An 18,387-nucleotide genomic window follows, 5' to 3' on the forward strand; every position below is an offset into this window, starting at 1 on the left:
AGATGGTTTCCAATAGGAAGAGTGCTCTTTTTTCCGATTTGAAAGAAACCGAAAAATCTGCTATGATTCGGGTGTTTCCTTGGGCAAAAGATACGGGTAGATGCCTCTTTTTTATTGGCAAGCTACTATCTTAACGAGCCAGAATTTGATATGATAAAAAAGCTGAAAGTAGAGGAAGCCCATGAACGAACAAATCATTGATTATCTTCATTATTTGACCATTGAGCGCGGGCTATCCCAAAATACCCGTGCCAGCTACCAGCGAGATCTGCAACAGTATCTTGCGTTTTTACAAAAAAAACAAGTCACTCAGTGGCAGCAGATCGACCGAGTGATCGTTTTGTCTTTTTTGCAAAGTCTGCAAGAAGCGGGAAAATCCTCGGCAACCGTGATTCGGATGGTTTCCAGTTTGCGAAGGTTCCATCAATTTTTGCGTCAAGAACGGTTTACCGATCATGATCCAATGCAGCATATTGATTCACCAAAAAAACAGCAGAAGCTGCCTGATACCTTGAGTTTACAAGAAGTGGAGCGGTTGATCGAAACACCGGATACGCGAGCAGTTTTGGGCATCCGTGACCGAGCGATTTTGGAAGTGATGTATGCGACGGGCTTGCGCGTCAGTGAGTTGATCGGGTTAAAATTAAACGATCTGCATTTAAGTATGGGATTGTTGCAAACAACCGGAAAAGGCGACAAAGAACGGATCGTTCCATTAGGGGACTTAGCGATTCAATGGATCGAAACCTATCTCAGCGATGCGCGTCCGTATTTGACGAGAAAAACGCCGGATGAAAGCCATCTGTTTGTAAACAACCATGGTACGCAACTGTCTCGTCAAGGGATCTGGAAAAATTTAAAAGCCTTGGTTCGACAAGCTGGGATCACCAAGAATGTGACTCCCCATACGCTGCGCCATAGTTTTGCGACCCATCTATTAGAAAACGGGGCAGATCTACGAACGGTTCAAGAGTTGCTAGGGCACGCAGATATCTCGACCACTCAGATTTACACGCATATAACGAAGAAACGGATGACGGAAGTGTACAAGCAGCACTTTCCGCGCGCCTAGAAATCGAGGATGGAATGGAAGAAATCAAAATAAAATTAGCTGTCTTTGAAGGACCGTTGGATTTGCTGCTTCATTTGATCAAAAAACTGGAGATCGATGTTTATGATATTCCAGTTGCTACCATCACCGAACAATACATGCAGTACATCCATGCCATGAAAATTTTAGAATTAGAAGTCGCTGGAGAGTATTTAGTCATGGCGGCGACTTTGATGGCGATCAAAAGCCAGATGCTGTTGCCTAAACAAGAGTTGATTGCTGAAGTCGAAGAGTACGAAGAAGATCCGCGGGATATGCTGGTGGCACAACTGCTAGAATACCGAAAATTTAAGTACGCAGCCGAACAGCTTTCAGAAAAAGCGGAAGAGCGCAGTTTGTATTACACGAAAGATCCGATGGATGTCGATGAATACAAAGAGGAAGAAGATCAATTAAGAGCCAATCAATTCAACACGATCGATCTCTTTTTGGCTTTTCAAAAAATGATCGAGAAAAAGAAAAATCGCCAAGTACTAGAAACCAAGATTTCTCCTGATGAAAGCACCATCGATGAAAAGATGGCGGCGATTCAGTTGGAGATGCAACATGTGAGTGCTAAAAAAGGCCGCAGCTTTGATTCGTTTTTTACTTCTTACAATAAAACAGAAGTTGTGGTAACCTTTATGGCATTGTTAGAATTAATGAAAAAAGGAACGATTCGAGTAGAGCAATCAGACAATTATGCGTCGATTCTGCTCTATCCAACAGGTAAAGAAGATGAGTAAATATAGTGAATTAGAAGCGATCTTATTCGTCGTCGGTGATGAGGGGATCGGACTTGAAGAACTGAGTTATTTAGTCAAAAGTAATACTGCCAGTGTCTATCAGCATTTGCAGGAACTAAATCAGCAATATGAAGAAAATGAACATACCGCGTTGCATATTCTAGAAGTTGGCAATCATTTTATTTTAACCACTAAAAAGCAATTTGCCCCTTTATTGAAGAAATACGCCGAATCACCGATGGGGAGTTCATTGTCGCAAGCCGCTTTGGAAACTTTGTCGATCATTGCTTATAAGCAACCGATCACTCGGATGGAAGTAGAAGAGATTCGCGGCGTTCAATCCAGCGGTTCTGTCCAAAAACTGGTGGCAAAGCGGCTGATTGAAGAAAAGGGACGCGTGGACGGACCAGGACGAGCGATCCTATACGGTACGACGGAATACTTTATGGATTATTTTGGCTTAAAAAGTTTGGCTGAATTGCCTGACATCCAATCAATGGAAGATGAACTTGAAGAAGATGCACCGTTTGATCTTTTTTACGACCGCTACAAACAAGCAGAAACAGAAGGAGAATGAAGATGGAACGTTTGCAAAAAGTGATTGCCCATGCCGGCATCACCTCAAGAAGAAAAGCTGAAGGATTGATAACCGAAGGCCGTGTGCGAGTCAATGGACAAGTAATCAAAGAATTAGGGGTCCAAGTCGGTTCAAAAGACGTCGTTGAAGTGGACGGCGTTCCGATCGAACAAGAACAACATGTCTATTATCTGTTCTATAAACCTCGTGGCGTGATCTCAGCTGTAACAGATGATAAAAAACGCAAAGTCGTTTTGGATTATTTTGCTGAAGTCCCTGAACGGGTGTATCCAGTCGGCCGCTTGGACTATGATACCTCCGGTTTGCTGCTACTGACAAATGATGGGGAATTATCACAGACACTGATGCATCCAAAACACGAAGTCGAAAAAGTGTATGTTGCCAAGGTCAAAGGCATTGCGGATAAAAAGCAACTGCTCCCATTGACAAAAGGAATTCGGATCGAAGGGCGTAAGACCGCGCCTGCTCGCTTTGAAATCTTATCGACAGACCAAACGGCACAATCTAGTATTGTGCAATTGACGATCCACGAAGGTCGCAATCATCAAGTCAAAAACATGCTAAAAGCAGTTGGTTTGCCTGTGCAAAAACTAAAACGGGAAAACTATGGTCCGTTAGATTTAAAAGGTCTTCGTCCAGGGGAATACCGAGAGTTGTCGAAGAAAGAAGTCAGCCAGCTGAAAAACAGTGCAAAATAGTTGAAAAGTATCTGAAAACGTAACTATTGTTAATTTTTAGATTTTGTGTATAATAGAACATGTAATAAATAGAATAAAGGTTCGTCTTCAGGGGCAGGGTGCAATTCCCGACCGGTGGTTATAGTCCACGACCTATTTCTTCGGAAATAGCTGAATCGGTGAAATTCCGATACCGACAGTACAGTCTGGATAAAGAAGATAGAGCGTATTTGATTTGCTTATGGCTATTTCGAATGCCCTCTTTTTTCCCTGTGGAAAAAAGAGGGCATTTTTTGTCTGGCGCCGACAAGAAAGCCGAGGAAATTTAATAGGTTCGTTTGAAGAGGAATCCTGAACTTAGGAGGATTTATACTGATGAACAACAAAACAAGAAAAATGGTGACGATCGCCATGTGTGCTGCTATGGGAACAATTTTGCAATTTATCGCTTTTCCAATTTTTCCGGCATTCAGCTTTTTAAAGATCGATTTTAGTGATATTCCCGTGATGATCATGATGTTTTTATTTGGTCCTTGGAGTGGGGTAGTGACTGCCTTCATTCGTTCGGTCCTGCATTTGTTCTTATCTGGTTTTTCACCTGCTGATATGGTGGGAGATACGGCAAGCTTTTTAGCATCATGTGCCTTTACTTTGCCAATGTACTACTTTTTCCGCAAAGGTATCCACACCAAAAACAAAATGGTTGGTGTCATCAGCGGTATCTTGTCGGTAACGATTTTTATGAGTGTGGCGAACCTATTTGTGATCACACCGCTTTATCTACGCTTTTTCGGGGTCACAGCCGATCAATTTTTAGGGATGTCTTTGCCGCAATATGTGGCGATCGGGATTTTACCCTTCAATTTGGTTAAAGGAGCGATCGTCAGTGCCGTCTTTTTAGCACTACATGCCAAACTGCTCCCATGGTTGGCTCGTAAGCAGCCCCATCATTCTGCTATAGGAAAATAAAAAATGAGCCGACTTGCTGTGGCAGACGAAAGGTCTGTTAATGGCAGGTCGACTTTTTTATTTTTCTATAAGGATCGCTCTGGTGGGGCATTTGCGATAAGCAGTTTTGACTTTTTCTTGTTGTTCTTCTATGATAAACTGTTGCCGTGCACTCGGTTCTTGGGCAAATAAAACGATCCCATCTTCATCATAATCGAAGATCTCGGGAGCATAGATCGCACATAGTCCACAAGCAATGCAGCGCTCAGGAACAATTTTACAGCGTTGTGACATTTTTTAGTCCTTTCTGGGAGGAAGATATGGATTCTTTTATTTTAGCGCTGTTTTCTGATACTGACAAGTTGCGTCCATCGACACTTTATCAAATTCTCATTGGTAAGCGCACTAGCTCTGTCTTGAGTTATGCCTTTTTTTATGATCGATTAGGTCTTTTTCAAGCGTTGCCACAGTTGAATGAGAGGGAGTATCAACAGACGATCGCTGACTTGATCCAACAAGGGATGCTAAGTCGAGATTCAGATGGTCTGCTGCTCAAAAGGACCGCTGCAAATTATGAACAGTCAAAAGAAATGTTGTTGCATCATACGGATTATTTTCGGTATGGACGAACGACGGAGGAGGCGTGGCGTTTTGTTCGACTGCTGGTCCAAGCAGCTGCATATCAAGGGGTGACCAATCAGTATATTCCTGTTGAGAACACGCCTTTATATACAGAACCTGTGCGTCGACTGATCCATCAATACCCTGAAATCAAAAAGATCACTCATCGAGAACTTTCGGCAGTTTTTGCCCAACTTCCCGCAGAAGTCGCAGATTTTTTAGCAGGCACCTTATCTGGTCCCGATCTTCTGGGGCAGGCGTTTTTCCAACTTTTGCCAGAATCTGTACAAGGTAAGCCTTGGGACAATCTTTATGTAGGAGCTGCGATCCATCAATTTTTAGCCCTGGTTGAAAAAGAGTCTCAGATGGTTCTGTTTCAAGGATTGTCGCCTTTTCTAAATAGGAATCTGAATCAAAGTATGCTGGAAAGTCGTGCATTGTTCTTGCAAGGAGCTTCTGTTGAGCAGATCATGGAAAAAAGAAGGATCAAACGAGGAACCGTTAATGATCATTTGATTGAGTGGGCACTGCTTGATCTGACATTTCCGTATCAGCGCTTTGATACATCATTGATGAATAAGCTGCCAGAAACTTCTTGGAAAAACAGCTATCAAGAATTACAGGAGCTTCTTACGACTGATTTTTTGACGATCCGTTTGTTACAGATTGCTCAGAAACGGGGGATTCGATGTTAGAAAACGCACTGAATCAGTACTTTGGCTTCAAAACATTTCGTCAAGGACAAAAAGAAGTCATCGAAAGTGTTTTAGCGCAGCAAGATACGTTAGCGATTTTGCCTACCGGGAATGGCAAAAGTCTCTGTTATCAGCTGCCAGGGTACCTCATAGATGGCATCGTAATCATTATCTCACCGCTTGTTTCTTTAATGGAAGATCAAGTCTATGGCCTACAAAAGCAAGGGGAAAAACGCGCGATTGCGTTTAATAGTCAACTAGACCCTACCGATCGTCACTATGTGATGCAGCATTTATCGCAGTACAAATTTTTGTTCTTAAGTCCAGAAATGATCGTGCAAGAAGCCATTTTGCAGCAACTCGAACGAGCTAAGATCGCTATGCTCGTGGTGGATGAAGCTCATTGTGTTTCCCAATGGGGCATTGATTTTCGACCAGAGTACTTGCAGCTTGGTGAAGTAAAAAAACGTTTGAAGACACCCGTCACATTAGCATTGACGGCTACTGCTACGGCGCAAGTCGAAGCAGATATTCGGCAAGTGTTGTTAGCAAAGAATGCCAATGTCTACCGTTATTCGATGAACCGCAGCAATATCGGCTTGTTCGTAGAGAAAACGTCAGACAAAGATGCGGCATTAGCAGACTATCTCAGCCGCTTAGGCGGGGCTGGGATCATCTATTGTTCCACAAGAAGCAAAGTCGAAGAAGTCTATAACAAACTGCGTCAGCGCTATTCGGTAGGCTATTATCATGGTGGTCTAGCGAGCGATCAAAGAAAAACGTTGCAGCAGCAGTTTTCTCAGAATAAACTAAAATTGCTCGTCGCAACCAATGCGTTTGGGATGGGGATCAATAAAGAAGATATTCGTTTTGTGATCCATTATGACTTGCCTGATTCGCTGGAAAACTACAGTCAGGAAATCGGTCGAGCAGGCCGCGATGGCAAACAAAGCAGTGCGATCTTGCTTTATCAGGAACACGATGAGCAGATTCACTACTTCTTTCAGCGAGAAAACAAAGAAGAACGCCGTGCTTTAGAACGAATGGATCAGAAAAAGATGAAAGGACCTTTGACACCGCTGCAAGAAAAATGGCAGAAGAAGATGAAGGAGTTGGGGGCTGCGTTTTGGCTGGAAACGCTAAAACAAAACGAACAGCAAAAGCAAGAACAATTACAAAAAATGTTGGCTTATATTCATTTTACCGGCTGTCGTCGCCAGTTTTTATTGGCGCACTTTGGGGAAGAAGCATCAGCAAATCCTTATTGTTGCGACAATGACGGGATCGAATTGGCAGTGGAAGAAGAGCTTTTAGAAAAAAAAGTCATCCTTCATTGGCAAGAACGTTTAATAAAAATTTTTAAAGATATAAATTGAATCGTATTTTGCAGGACAGTTTTTATTTACCTATGGTATAATACATCGGAAGGAAACTAGGAGGGAATACGAGTGAGCAAGAAAGACAATGACTACAATTCAGAAAATCAAGAACCGTGGGAACAACCAATATATGATACAGAATACGATGATTCTGCATCAAGATCCCAACAAAGAAAACAAAAGCGTGGGAATTCACTCTTTTTGACGATCGTTTTAGTTTTGCTTTTCTTGATCGTGGCAATTCCGGTTGGTGCCGGTATTTGGGTATTGAATCATAACAGTGATGCCCCGACCGCAGCAAGTTCAAGCAGTACAGTAGAAAGTACGACAGAATCTTCGACAACCGAGTCATCAACAACGGAATCATCAACTGCTGAATCGACAAGTGAAACGAGTTCGTCAACAAGTGAATCAAGTTCTTCATCAAGCAGTAGCAGTTCTGCACCAGCTTCAACAACGCCATCAAGTAGTAGTGAGCCGGCTCAACAGGAAAACAATGCAGGGCAAGACACTACGCAAAATAATCAAGGGCAAGGAGCGACTGGTACCGAGGAATACACGACGGTGCAAGCAGGTGAAGGTCCTGAACAAGTGGCAGCCCGTACAGGCATCTCAGTTGAAACCCTATATCAATTAAATGGGATTGATCCAAACAACTACATGCTATACCCTGGCGACACATTACGAATTAAATAAAAAACCGCTTTGGCGGTTTTTTTTCTTGGTAGGAAGAAGCCAAGGTGAACGATAAGCAGAAACGATGAAGGAATACACATCGTTGGGAAACGAGGAGTAAGAAAAATGAAAAAAATCAACATCGCTATTGATGGTCCGGCGTCATCTGGGAAAAGTACCGTGGCAAAAATCATCGCCAATGATTTAGGGTTTATTTATACAGATACCGGGGCCATGTACCGCAGCATCACGTATTTGGCCTTAAAAAGCGGCTGTTCATTAGAGGATGAAGCGGCGATCGCTGCTTTGATCGATCAATACCCCATCACTTTTGAACCGACTGAACACGGTCAAGAGGTCTTTGCAGGAGGAGAGCAAGTCACAGAAGCGATCCGTCAGCCAGAAGTAACCAACGCAGTTTCGAAGGTATCGGCATACCCTGCGATCCGCGAAAAACTAGTCCAACAACAGCAGATGATCGCTAAAGATGGCGGTGTCGTGATGGATGGCCGCGATATTGGTACGGCGGTTTTACCACAAGCAGAAGTCAAGATTTTTCTGGTAGCAAGTGTGGAAGAACGGGCGCAGCGCCGTTTCAAAGAAAATCAGCAAAAAGGGATCGGTACCGATTATGAAACTTTAAAAGAAGAGATTCAGCAAAGAGATTACTTGGATTCTCATCGGGAAGTCTCCCCTTTGAAACAAGCAACAGATGCCGTTCGAATTGACACCTCCGGTTTAACAATCGAGCAAGTCGTAGAAGCGATCAAAAAAACGATCCAAGAAAAGATCGACTAGCGAAAACAATGGGTGTTCCCCATTGTTTTTTTATTTTTCCTACGAAAAAGATGAAAGCAAGCAAGAAAACAGACGTGAAAAGACTTTTTCAACGAAAAAACCGTAGTTTTTTAGGAAAATAAGAGAAATCGCTTTATTTTTTTTTCATTCTATTTTAAACTAAAAGATGTAGTGCAATTATTGCAGAATTGTTGGTTAGGAGGACATGAGAGATGACAGAATTTGAAAATAATCAGGTTGAGAGTGGAAATGAATCAATGGAAGCCGCTTTAGACAATTTCCAAGAAGTAAAAGTTGGAGATATCGTTAAAGGCGAGGTATTGGCCATTGAGGATAAACAAGCGATCGTAGGGATCGAAGGCGCCGGTGTCGAAGGCGTTGTTCCTGCAAAAGAATTATCGACTTTACCTGTTGAAGACATCAACGAAGCAGTCAAAGTAGGGGATGTCTTAGAATTAGTTGTGATTTCAGCAATTGGGAAAGACAAAGAAAATGGCAGCTATCTCCTTTCTAAACGTCGCTTAGATGCGAAAAAAGTTTGGGAAGATATCGAAAAAGATTTCCAAGAAGGAAAAATCATCGAAGCACCAGTCACCAACGTCGTTAAAGGCGGATTAGTGGTTGACGTAGGGGTTCGTGGGTTTGTTCCAGCATCAATGGTCGAAGATCATTTTGTTGCGGATTTTGAAGATTACAAAGGGAAAACATTGACCTTTAAAATCGTTGAGATCGAGCCTTCTGAAAACCGCTTGATCCTTTCTCATAAAGCTGTTGTTGAAGCAGAAAAAGCAAAACAAAAAGAAGCTTTACTAGCTGATTTATATGAAGGACAAGAAGTAGAAGGAAAAGTAGCTCGTTTGACTGACTTTGGTGCCTTCGTGGACCTAGGCGGCATCGATGGACTTGTCCATGTCTCTGAAATTTCACATGGGCATGTTGGCAAACCGAGTGACGTTTTGTCTGTGGGAGATACCGTCAACGTCCGTATCTTATCTGTTGATGCAGACAAAGAACGTGTGTCTCTTTCAATCAAAGACACATTGCCTGGACCTTGGACCAATATTGAAGAGCAAGCGGCTGTTGGCAGTGTCTTAACTGGGACTGTTAAACGTTTGACAAGCTTCGGTGCGTTTGTGGAAGTCTTCCCAGGTGTTGAAGGGCTGATCCATATTTCACAAATCTCCCATAAACACATTGCGACACCACATGAAGTCTTACAAGAAGGCGATGAAGTGCAAGTGAAAGTGCTCGAAGTGAACCCTTCAGAACACCGAATCGCATTAAGTATCAAAGCATTAGAAAAAGCAGAAAATACCAATGAAACACAAGAAGTTTCAGAGGATGATTATCAATTGCCAGAAGAATCAACTGGGTTTACCATGGGTGATATCTTAGGCGATGCCTTAAAAGACAGCGACGAAGAGTAATTGTATGCCATCAGCTTATAACGATTCGATGTTTGAATTTGTTATAAGCTGATTTTTTGTTTGCCGAGAAAGCTTGCAACTTTCCATGGCTTTAGGTAAACTAAGTAAGATTGAATACAAGAAGCAGCGTACAAGGACTGCTTTTTTAAATGGAGGGTAAAAAATGTCAAATCCAACAATAGCGATCGTTGGACGTCCGAATGTGGGGAAATCGACCATTTTCAACCGGATAGCTGGAGAACGAATTTCGATCGTTGAGGATACTCCAGGAGTGACCAGAGATCGTATTTATGCCACTGGTGAATGGCTAGGCCGTGAGTTTAGCGTAATCGATACTGGTGGGATCGATTTAAGTGATGAGCCGTTTATGGATCAAATCAAGCATCAAGCAGAAATCGCCATCGATGAAGCAGATGTCATTGTTTTTATTACGAGTGCTCGTGAAGGAGTAACAGATGCTGACGAGCTTGTGGCTCGTTTGTTATACAAAAGCAACAAACCCGTGATTTTAGCGGTCAACAAAGTTGATAATCCCGAGATGCGCAACGATATCTATGAATTTTATGGTTTAGGTCTGGGCGATCCATACCCAATCTCAGGAAGTCATGGATTAGGGATCGGTGATGTCCTAGATGAAGCAGTCAAACACTTTACCAATGAAGCGGAAGAAGAAGACGATTCCATTATCAAGTTTAGTTTGATCGGTCGACCAAACGTCGGGAAATCCTCCTTGATCAATGCGATTCTTGGAGAAGAGCGAGTAATTGTTTCAGATATCGAAGGAACGACTCGTGATGCGATCGATACCCATTTTACTAGCGAAAGCGGTCAAGAATTTACCATGATCGATACCGCCGGCATGCGTAAAAAAGGGAAGGTCTACGAATCTACTGAAAAATACAGTGTCATGCGAGCAATGCGGGCCATTGAACGTTCAGACGTCGTCTTGATGGTCTTGAACGCCGAAGAAGGAATTCGCGAGCAAGACAAACGGATCGCTGGCTATGCCCATGAAGCAGGCCGTGGAATCATTATCGTTGTCAATAAATGGGATACATTGAAAAAAGAAACGAATACGATGCGTGATTTTGAAGAAGAAATCAGAGATGAATTCCAATATTTGGATTATGCACCAATCATTTTCGTTTCCGCAGTGACGAAACAGCGCTTGAATAAGTTGCCGCAGTTGATCGAAGAAGTCAGCATGAATCAAAACATGCGTATTCCATCTGCGTTGTTGAATGACGTCATTATGGATGCGGTGGCGATCAACCCAACACCAACAGACAAAGGCAAACGTTTGAAGATTTTTTATGCGACGCAAGTGGCTGTCAAACCGCCAACTTTTGTTATTTTTGTCAACGAAGAAGAACTGATGCATTTCTCTTATGCGCGTTTCTTAGAAAATCAAATCCGCAAGGCATTCACTTTTGAAGGAACGCCGATTCGGATCATTCCACGCAGAAGAAAATAGAGATTTTATCATACTTTGTTTCTTTTTACAAAGAAATCTGTCCTTTTCTAGAAAAATGGGAAAAAACCAAAAAAAAACCCCCTAAAAACGTTAAAATCCTTGATATTACAAGGTTCTTATGATAACGTTATATCAGAATATTGATGGTAATCAATATTTGACAAAAACCTTGGACCACTCAAGATTTTTGTTGATGCATGACATCAAAAAAAATATCAGGAGGTGAAACCATCCATGGCAAATAAAGCAGAATTAATCGAAAAAGTTGCAGCAGCTACTGACTTAACTAAGAAAGACGCAACTGCAGCAGTAGACGCTGTATTCTCAACAATTCAAGACGCTTTAGCTAACGGTGAAAAAGTTCAATTGATCGGCTTTGGTAACTTTGAAGTTCGTTCTCGTGCAGAACGCAAAGGACGCAACCCACAAACTGGTGAAGAAATCAAGATCCCTGCTAGCAAAGTACCTGCATTCAAACCAGGTAAAGCTCTTAAAGACGCAGTGAAATAATTGAGTCTTGTAGAAACCCTTGAGTAATCAAGGGTTTTTTCTTTTGTCTAACTAGGAACTGCCACTATGCAGGCGGATCGAATGGGAAAAGAAACGGTTATTATTGTCAGAAAATTCAAAAATATTTTTTGTTTTTCTTTTGGTCTAAAAAAAACAAGGGTTGCTGGCACACTTTAATTCTCAAGCAAGAATAAAGGTGATTTAAAAGTCATTCTTATCAAAAGAAGCAAGCGATTAAATGACATCTGATGTGAGAAAGGGTTCCTTGGAATTGTCATTATTGAAAAAAAATTCAGAAAATTCGTTGACAAGTGATTTTGCAAAGGGTATATTGGTAAACAATTACAAGAACGTTACTATTTCTAATGAAGGAGCCATTTTCTATGCGTAATTTTAATCAATATTTATTAGTCATTATTATTGATACCAGGACTTAGAACACGGAAGCAAAAATTATCCGTTTGTTTGAGTCCTATTTGCGTAAGTAAAATGGGATTCTGGCAAAGCATCCCAGTTTTTTATAACCGGGATGCTTTTTTTTATTCCAAAATGCAGGAGATGATGAGTGTGAGAAGTGATCAAATTAAAAAAGGGATCGATGCAGCGCCAGCTAGGAGTCTGCTCTATGCCACAGGACAAGTTAAAAATATCCATGATATGAACAAGCCATTTATTGCGATATGTAATTCCTATATCGATATCGTGCCTGGGCATGTGCATTTACGGGAGTTAGCAGATATCGCAAAAGAAGCGATTCGTGAAGCTGGCGGCATCCCTTTCGAGTTCAATACAATCGGCGTAGATGATGGCATTGCGATGGGACATATCGGTATGCGATATTCGCTACCTAGCCGAGAATTGATCGCTGATTCTGCAGAAACCGTCATCAATGCCCACTGGTTTGACGGCGTATTTTATATCCCAAATTGTGACAAGATCACTCCTGGCATGATCTTAGCAGCCATGCGGACCAACGTACCAGGAATTTTTTGTTCCGGCGGTCCTATGAAAGCCGGCATTGATCCTCGGGGACATCAAATAACCTTATCTTCCATGTTTGAAGCCGTTGGGACGTACAAGACGGGTAATATGACAAAAGAAGATTTTGAGTTTATGGAACAAAATGCCTGTCCGACTTGCGGCTCCTGCGCAGGGATGTTTACTGCCAATTCGATGAATTGCCTCTTAGAAATCTTAGGATTGGCAATGCCAGGCAATGGTACGATTCTTGCCGTGTCTGAAGAACGACGAGAACTAGTTAGACAAGCCGCCTTTAAGTTGATGGATCTTGTTGAAAAACAAGTGAAACCTCGAGACATCGTGACCAAAGAAGCTATTGATGATGCCTTCGCTTTAGACATGGCGATGGGGGGGTCCACCAACACAGTGCTGCATACCTTAGCGATCGCCAATGAAGCTGAGATCGATTATGACTTAAGACGGGTCAATGAAATCGCTAAAAGAGTGCCTTATCTCTCAAAAATCGCGCCATCATCAGCCTATTCAATGCATGATGTCCATGAAGCCGGTGGGGTTTCAGCGATCATTAGGGAGCTATGTGATATCGAGGGAGCGATTCATCCCGATCGACCGACTGTTACCGGTAAGACGTTGCGAGAAAATGTCGCTGAAGCGAAGATCCACAACGAAGAAGTCATCCATCCGAAAGAAAATCCGTATAGTCCAGTTGGCGGTCTATCGATCTTGTACGGAAACATCGCCCCAGAAGGCAGTGTCATCAAAGTTGGCGGGGTTGATCCAAGTGTCCAAGTGTTCAAAGGGAAAGCGATCTGTTTTGATTCTCATGATGAAGCAGTCGCAGCAATTGACAATCATACCGTACAAAAAGGACATGTCGTAGTGATCCGCTATGAAGGCCCGAAAGGGGGGCCGGGAATGCCGGAAATGCTGGCGCCTACCTCAAGTATCGTTGGTCGTGGGTTAGGCAAAGATGTCGCCTTGATTACAGACGGCCGCTTTTCAGGAGCGACGCGGGGGATCGCAGTTGGACATATTTCTCCGGAAGCTGCAGCCGGTGGTCCATTAGGACTAGTCAACGATGGCGATGAGATCATTATTGATTTGCCAAATCGAACGCTAAATCTGCAAGTTTCAGAAGAAGAGCTTGCCAAGCGTGCGCAAGAACGACCGAAGTTTCGTTCAAAAGTAAAAAAAGGATGGCTTGCACGTTATACCGCTTTAGTGACCTCTGCGAATACGGGCGGGATTATGCGAGTACCTGATGAGGAGGAGTAGCAATGGAAAACATCGACTATCAAGCATCGCATCTAAGGACTGGCGCGCAAGTGTTAGTGGACAGCTTGCAAGAGCAAGGCGTCGAAATGATCTTTGGCTACCCGGGTGGCGCCGTCTTACCGTTATATGACCAATTATATGATGCAGCGATTCCGAATATTTTGACGCGTCACGAGCAAGGCGCGATCCACGCCGCTGAAGGCTATGCCAAAGCTACTGGCAATGTTGGGGTCGTTTTAGTGACAAGTGGTCCAGGTGCTACGAATGTCGTTACTGGCATTGCCGATGCTATGAGCGATTCCGTACCGTTGGTGGTTATCACGGGGCAAGTGGCCGTACCAGGAATTGGCAAAGACGCTTTTCAAGAAGCGGATATTCTAGGTATCACGTTGCCGATCACGAAACACAATTACCAAGTCCGTTGTGTGGATGACTTACCGAAAGTGATCGCTGAAGCCTTTCACATCGCTTCAACTGGGCGTAAGGGACCTGTTGTGATCGACCTTCCGAAAGATATTACATTGCAAGAAACCGCTGAAACCTGCTCATTGCCGATCACAAGGAAAAGTTATCAACCGAATGCAGAGCCTTCCCGTCTGCAAATTGAAAAATTGATGCACGTTTTAGAAAAAGCACAGCGACCAGTGGTACTGGCTGGTGCAGGCGTGATCGCGGCTGAAGCTGCGGCTGAATTAAATGCATTTATTGCCAAGTACAAGTTGCCGACAGTCACAACGTTGCTCGGCTTAGGCTTACTGCCAAATGATCATCAATTTTTCTTGGGCATGGGCGGTATGCATGGAACGTATGCGGCGAACATGGCTTTATCAGAAGCCGATTTGATTATCAATATCGGCTCTCGCTTCGATGATCGCTTAGCGACTGCCGGCAGTCAGTTCGGTAAGCAGGCCATCGTTGCTCATATCGACATCGACCCGGTGGAGATCGGCAAGATTGTAGAGACAAAGATCCCAATCGTCGGCGATGCCAAGGCTGCTTTGAAACAGATGCTACGGTATCCGCCAACTAGAGGAACGTGGTCTACCTGGTCGGATCTATGTCAAAAACGGAAGACGGAAAAACCTTATCGCTATGATCGCACTCAAGCACAAGAAATCAAACCGCAAAAAGTCATCGAAGAAGTAGGGCGTTTGACCAAAGGAGAGGCTTACGTCATCACCGATGTTGGGCAGCATCAAATGTGGGTCGCGCAGTATTATCCGTTTCGCTTTCCTAAGCAGTTGATCACCAGTGGCGGACTAGGCACGATGGGCTATGGTATCCCTGCGGGAATTGGCGTCCAATTTGCTCATCCAGAAAAAATGGTCGTGGTGTTTGTTGGCGATGGCGGGTTCCAAATGACAAACCAGGAATTTGCTATTTTGAATGAGTATGGCTTGAATGTCAAATTTGTTTTGTTGAATAATCGTTCGTTAGGAATGGTCCGCCAATGGCAAGAAACATTTCATGGCAAACGACGCTCTGCCTCTGTTTTTGCACAGCAACCTGATTTTGTTAAACTAGCACAAGCTTATGGCATCGAAGGCTGTCGGATCGATGAACCCACTCAGCTTTCTGCTATGCTAGCGGAAGCTTTTGCACATACGGGGCCGCAACTGATCGAAGTAATGGTCTCGCCCTCAGAGCATGTGTTGCCGATGATCCCACCGGGGAAAGCCAATCATGAAATGATGGGGGTCTAAGGGGATGAAACGGGTATTAGCAGCAATCGTCCATAATGAAGCAGGTGTTTTGAGCCGCATCACGAGTGTCTTAAACCGCCGGCAGGTCAATATCGAGAGTATTTCTGTCGGCACAACGGAACGGCCAGAGTTTTCACGAATGACGATCATTGTCAACGTGAACGATTTGGCAGAAACAGAACAAGTGACCAAGCATTTAAATAAACAAATAGATGTCTTGAAGGTTTCTGATATTACAGAAGTTCCTCATATCGAACGAGAGCTGGTGCTGATCAAAGTCAATGCACCAACCACTAGCCGCTCGGAGATCCAAGCAGTGATTGATCCGTTTCGAGCGCACATTGTCGATGTCGCACTGAAAACGATCGTTGTGCAAGTTGCCGGCGATACGAAAAAGGTAGAAGCATGCATCGAAGTTTTGCGTCCCTACGGGATCAAACAGTTGGCACGAACGGGTGTCACTGGCTTTACAAGAGGGTAAGTGCAATTTTGAATTGCTTAAAATAAAGAAAGAATTCGGAGGAAACAAGTATGGTAAAAGTATATTACAACGAGGAAGTTACAGATAATCTAGGAGACAAGAAGATTGCGATCGTCGGCTACGGCTCTCAAGGGCACGCTCATGCGCAAAATTTACGGGACACAGGTCATGAAGTCTTTATCGGCATTCGTGAAGGAAAGTCAGCAGAAGCTGCAAGAAACGACGGATTTGAAGTCTTTCCAGTAGCCGAAGCCACTCAAAAAGCGGACGTAGTCATGATCTTGGCACCCGATGAGATCCAAGGATCGTTGTATAAAAATGAGATCGAACCGAATCTTTCTGCCGGCAATGCATTAGCATTTGCGCATGGTTTTAATATTCATTTTGATGTGATCGCGCCGCCAGAAGAGGTGGATGTGTTCCTAGTTGCGCCTAAAGGACCGGGCCACTTGGTGCGTCGAACCTTTACCGAAGGGTTTGCGGTGCCAGCCTTGTTTGCAGTCTATCAAGATGCGACTGGCAACGCACAAGCGACAGCTTTATCTTATGCAAAAGGCATTGGTGCCACACGGGTCGGCGTTTTGGAAACGACCTTTAAAGAAGAGACCGAGACCGATCTTTTCGGGGAACAAGCCGTACTTTGTGGCGGTTTGACCAGCATGATCGAAGCGGGCTTTGAAACATTGGTAGAAGCCGGGTACCAACCGGAATTGGCGTATTTTGAAGTTTGTCATGAATTGAAACTGATCGTTGACTTGATTTATGAAGGAGGATTCAAAAAAATGCGCCATTCGATCTCGAATACGGCAGAGTATGGCGACTACGTTTCCGGTGCTCGGGTGATCACCGCACAAGCCAAAGAAAACATGAAAGCCGTATTGACAGATATCCAAAATGGTCAATTCGCGAAAGGATTCATTGAAGACAATCAAAATGGCTTCCCTGAATTCTATAAAATGCGTGAAGAAAACAGCAACCATCAAATTGAAAAAGTCGGCAGCGAGTTACGGAAAATGATGCCGTTTGTTGCGAAAGATTAGAGGTGGCGCGTTTGTTGGTGACAGTTTCTGCAATCGAACAAGCATATGAACGACTGCGGGGAGCAGTTAGTCATACACCGCTGCAGTATGATCGCTTTTTATCTGAAAAATACCAAGCGACGGTTTTGTTGAAGCGAGAGGACTTGCAAAAAGTCCGCTCCTTCAAATTACGAGGTGCCTACTATGCGATCACCCAAGCAGATCCTGTGCAGACCAGTCGTGGCGTCGTCTGTGCCAGTGCCGGAAATCATGCCCAAGGCGTTGCTTATACCTGCCAAGAACAGCAGATCCATGCGGTCATTTTCATGCCAACAACGACGCCGCAACAAAAAGTCGCGCAAGTTCTCTTTTTCGGCGGCGACTACGTCAAAATCGAATTGGTGGGAGATACCTTTGATGCGGCGGCGCAGGCTGCCAAACAATTTGCAAAAGAAAAGCAAATGGCTTTCATTGCTCCTTTTGATGATCCCAATATTATCGCAGGACAAGGAACAGTAGCCGTGGAAATGTTGGCGGATGCTGAAAAAAAACAAGTATCGATCGATTTGGTGGTGGCAGCCATTGGTGGCGGTGGTTTGATCAGCGGGACCGCAGCCTATTTGAAAGAAAAGCAGCCAAATATAAAAGTTGTTGGAGCAGAACCTGTAGGGGCCGCCTCGATGCAAGCAGCCTTTGATCACCAAGGACCGGTGGCTTTAGAGCATATTGAAACCTTTGTCGATGGTGCGGCAGTCAAACAAGTCGGAGCTCAGACCTATGCCCATGCCAAACGCTATGTGGATCAATTGGTAACGGTGGAAGAAGGTGGAATCTGCCAAACGATTCTAGAATTATACAGCAAACAAGCGATCGTCGCTGAACCAGCTGGTGCCTTGAGCGTGGCAGCTCTGGATGAGATCAAAGAGCAAATCAAAGGCAAGACGGTCGTCTGTATTGTGAGTGGTGGTAACAATGATAGTTCCCGCATGGCAGAGATCGAAGAGAAATCACTGATTTATCAAGGATTGAAACATTATTTTATCGTCAATTTCCCACAACGTCCCGGTGCGTTGAAGGAATTTGTTAGCCATGTATTAGGGCCTGATGATGATATCACGAGGTTTGAATATACGAAAAAAATCAATCGTGGAACAGGACCAGTAATGCTGGGAATCTTGTTGAAACAAAAAAACGATCTACCCGCATTACTGTCACGAATTGAACAGTTTGATCAAGGCTACATCAACCTTCAGCAAAATCAATCACTTTACTCGCTTTTGGTTTAGAAAA

18 protein-coding genes and 1 riboswitch are annotated in these 18,387 nt (G+C 43.7%); of the genes, 17 read left to right on the forward strand and 1 reads right to left on the reverse strand.

The features are described from left to right. The first annotated feature begins 181 nt into the window (after positions 1-181). From xerD to IGI94_RS05275, 5 genes are all read left to right on the forward strand, one after another. Positions 182-1,072, forward strand: a complete 891-nt coding sequence (gene xerD / locus IGI94_RS05255) for a site-specific tyrosine recombinase XerD (RefSeq protein ID WP_005237104.1) — start codon at positions 182-184, stop codon at positions 1,070-1,072. 14 nt (positions 1,073-1,086) lie between these two features. Next, positions 1,087-1,836: a segregation/condensation protein A gene (locus IGI94_RS05260; RefSeq protein ID WP_008381030.1), complete on the forward strand. Its 750-nt coding sequence runs from the start codon at positions 1,087-1,089 to the stop codon at positions 1,834-1,836. Continuing rightward, entirely contained in the window at positions 1,829-2,413 is a 585-nt protein-coding gene (gene scpB / locus IGI94_RS05265) for an SMC-Scp complex subunit ScpB (RefSeq protein ID WP_005229316.1), read from the forward strand. The genes IGI94_RS05260 and scpB overlap by 8 nt, the downstream gene beginning before the upstream one ends. A gap of 2 nt (positions 2,414-2,415) precedes the next feature. Beyond that, positions 2,416-3,132 (forward strand): pseudouridine synthase, encoded by a 717-nt coding sequence (locus IGI94_RS05270; RefSeq protein WP_034872188.1) that lies wholly within the window; start codon positions 2,416-2,418, stop codon positions 3,130-3,132. Positions 3,133-3,211: 79 nt separating this feature from the next. Beyond that, a riboswitch (FMN riboswitch) is annotated at positions 3,212-3,336 on the forward strand. Between the two features lie 150 nt (positions 3,337-3,486). Further along, a complete protein-coding gene (locus tag IGI94_RS05275) occupies positions 3,487-4,080 on the forward strand; it encodes an ECF transporter S component (protein WP_016613081.1) in 594 nt (197 codons plus the stop codon). A gap of 57 nt (positions 4,081-4,137) precedes the next feature. On the opposite strand, the gene IGI94_RS05280 is transcribed toward IGI94_RS05275, so the two are convergent. Further along, positions 4,138-4,353, reverse strand: a complete 216-nt coding sequence (locus IGI94_RS05280; RefSeq protein ID WP_005237096.1) for a ferredoxin — start codon at positions 4,351-4,353, stop codon at positions 4,138-4,140. Positions 4,354-4,379: 26 nt separating this feature from the next. Between IGI94_RS05280 and IGI94_RS05285 the strand changes: the two genes are divergently transcribed. From IGI94_RS05285 to ilvA, 12 genes are all read left to right on the forward strand, one after another. Further along, positions 4,380-5,375 (forward strand): helix-turn-helix domain-containing protein, encoded by a 996-nt coding sequence (locus IGI94_RS05285; protein WP_016621013.1) that lies wholly within the window; start codon positions 4,380-4,382, stop codon positions 5,373-5,375. Next, on the forward strand, positions 5,369-6,751 hold the full coding sequence (locus IGI94_RS05290; RefSeq protein WP_061053907.1) for a RecQ family ATP-dependent DNA helicase: 1,383 nt from the start codon (positions 5,369-5,371) through the stop codon (positions 6,749-6,751). The genes IGI94_RS05285 and IGI94_RS05290 overlap by 7 nt, the downstream gene beginning before the upstream one ends. Positions 6,752-6,823: 72 nt before the next feature. Beyond that, the gene (locus tag IGI94_RS05295) at positions 6,824-7,450 is read left to right on the forward strand and encodes an SAG1386/EF1546 family surface-associated protein (protein WP_005237087.1); all 627 of its coding nucleotides are present in this window, start codon (positions 6,824-6,826) and stop codon (positions 7,448-7,450) included. Between the two features lie 105 nt (positions 7,451-7,555). Beyond that, on the forward strand, positions 7,556-8,227 hold the full coding sequence (gene cmk, locus IGI94_RS05300) for a (d)CMP kinase (protein ID WP_005237085.1): 672 nt from the start codon (positions 7,556-7,558) through the stop codon (positions 8,225-8,227). Positions 8,228-8,439: 212 nt separating this feature from the next. Beyond that, positions 8,440-9,654 (forward strand): 30S ribosomal protein S1, encoded by a 1,215-nt coding sequence (gene rpsA / locus IGI94_RS05305; protein ID WP_005229333.1) that lies wholly within the window; start codon positions 8,440-8,442, stop codon positions 9,652-9,654. A 163-nt stretch (positions 9,655-9,817) separates the two neighbouring features. Further along, positions 9,818-11,128 (forward strand): ribosome biogenesis GTPase Der, encoded by a 1,311-nt coding sequence (gene der / locus IGI94_RS05310; protein ID WP_005237082.1) that lies wholly within the window; start codon positions 9,818-9,820, stop codon positions 11,126-11,128. A gap of 234 nt (positions 11,129-11,362) precedes the next feature. After that, a complete protein-coding gene (locus tag IGI94_RS05315) occupies positions 11,363-11,638 on the forward strand; it encodes an HU family DNA-binding protein (protein ID WP_003126821.1) in 276 nt (91 codons plus the stop codon). A gap of 567 nt (positions 11,639-12,205) precedes the next feature. Next, the gene (gene ilvD / locus IGI94_RS05320; protein WP_008381045.1) at positions 12,206-13,894 is read left to right on the forward strand and encodes a dihydroxy-acid dehydratase; all 1,689 of its coding nucleotides are present in this window, start codon (positions 12,206-12,208) and stop codon (positions 13,892-13,894) included. Positions 13,895-13,896: 2 nt separating this feature from the next. Continuing rightward, the gene (ilvB, locus tag IGI94_RS05325; protein ID WP_086332198.1) at positions 13,897-15,597 is read left to right on the forward strand and encodes a biosynthetic-type acetolactate synthase large subunit; all 1,701 of its coding nucleotides are present in this window, start codon (positions 13,897-13,899) and stop codon (positions 15,595-15,597) included. A 4-nt stretch (positions 15,598-15,601) separates the two neighbouring features. Next, positions 15,602-16,078, forward strand: a complete 477-nt coding sequence (ilvN, locus tag IGI94_RS05330) for an acetolactate synthase small subunit (protein WP_005229349.1) — start codon at positions 15,602-15,604, stop codon at positions 16,076-16,078. Positions 16,079-16,128: 50 nt separating this feature from the next. Further along, the gene (gene ilvC / locus IGI94_RS05335; RefSeq protein WP_005237076.1) at positions 16,129-17,118 is read left to right on the forward strand and encodes a ketol-acid reductoisomerase; all 990 of its coding nucleotides are present in this window, start codon (positions 16,129-16,131) and stop codon (positions 17,116-17,118) included. Positions 17,119-17,120: 2 nt separating this feature from the next. Further along, the gene (gene ilvA, locus IGI94_RS05340) at positions 17,121-18,383 is read left to right on the forward strand and encodes a threonine ammonia-lyase IlvA (RefSeq protein WP_082741570.1); all 1,263 of its coding nucleotides are present in this window, start codon (positions 17,121-17,123) and stop codon (positions 18,381-18,383) included. Positions 18,384-18,387: the final 4 nt, after the last annotated feature.

It is taken from the genome of Enterococcus sp. AZ149, from assembly GCF_051714285.1.
GTDB classification, from domain to species: Bacteria; Bacillota; Bacilli; order Lactobacillales; family Enterococcaceae; genus Enterococcus_D; species Enterococcus_D entomosocium.

What these genes read in the sequence shown, in the direction of transcription:
- ilvC (WP_005237076.1), top strand. Translation starts at nt 16,129, where the DNA reads ATGGTAAAAGTATATTACAACGAGGAAGTTACAGATAATCTAGGAGAC.
- rpsA (WP_005229333.1), top strand. Translation starts at nt 8,440, where the DNA reads ATGACAGAATTTGAAAATAATCAGGTTGAGAGTGGAAATGAATCAATG.
- IGI94_RS05275 (WP_016613081.1), top strand. Translation starts at nt 3,487, where the DNA reads ATGAACAACAAAACAAGAAAAATGGTGACGATCGCCATGTGTGCTGCT.
- IGI94_RS05260 (WP_008381030.1), top strand. Translation starts at nt 1,087, where the DNA reads ATGGAAGAAATCAAAATAAAATTAGCTGTCTTTGAAGGACCGTTGGAT.
- der (WP_005237082.1), top strand. Translation starts at nt 9,818, where the DNA reads ATGTCAAATCCAACAATAGCGATCGTTGGACGTCCGAATGTGGGGAAA.
- cmk (WP_005237085.1), top strand. Translation starts at nt 7,556, where the DNA reads ATGAAAAAAATCAACATCGCTATTGATGGTCCGGCGTCATCTGGGAAA.
- IGI94_RS05280 (WP_005237096.1), bottom strand. Translation starts at nt 4,353, where the DNA reads ATGTCACAACGCTGTAAAATTGTTCCTGAGCGCTGCATTGCTTGTGGA.
- xerD (WP_005237104.1), top strand. Translation starts at nt 182, where the DNA reads ATGAACGAACAAATCATTGATTATCTTCATTATTTGACCATTGAGCGC.
- IGI94_RS05270 (WP_034872188.1), top strand. Translation starts at nt 2,416, where the DNA reads ATGGAACGTTTGCAAAAAGTGATTGCCCATGCCGGCATCACCTCAAGA.
- IGI94_RS05285 (WP_016621013.1), top strand. Translation starts at nt 4,380, where the DNA reads ATGGATTCTTTTATTTTAGCGCTGTTTTCTGATACTGACAAGTTGCGT.
- scpB (WP_005229316.1), top strand. Translation starts at nt 1,829, where the DNA reads ATGAGTAAATATAGTGAATTAGAAGCGATCTTATTCGTCGTCGGTGAT.
- IGI94_RS05315 (WP_003126821.1), top strand. Translation starts at nt 11,363, where the DNA reads ATGGCAAATAAAGCAGAATTAATCGAAAAAGTTGCAGCAGCTACTGAC.
- ilvB (WP_086332198.1), top strand. Translation starts at nt 13,897, where the DNA reads ATGGAAAACATCGACTATCAAGCATCGCATCTAAGGACTGGCGCGCAA.
- ilvN (WP_005229349.1), top strand. Translation starts at nt 15,602, where the DNA reads ATGAAACGGGTATTAGCAGCAATCGTCCATAATGAAGCAGGTGTTTTG.
- IGI94_RS05290 (WP_061053907.1), top strand. Translation starts at nt 5,369, where the DNA reads ATGTTAGAAAACGCACTGAATCAGTACTTTGGCTTCAAAACATTTCGT.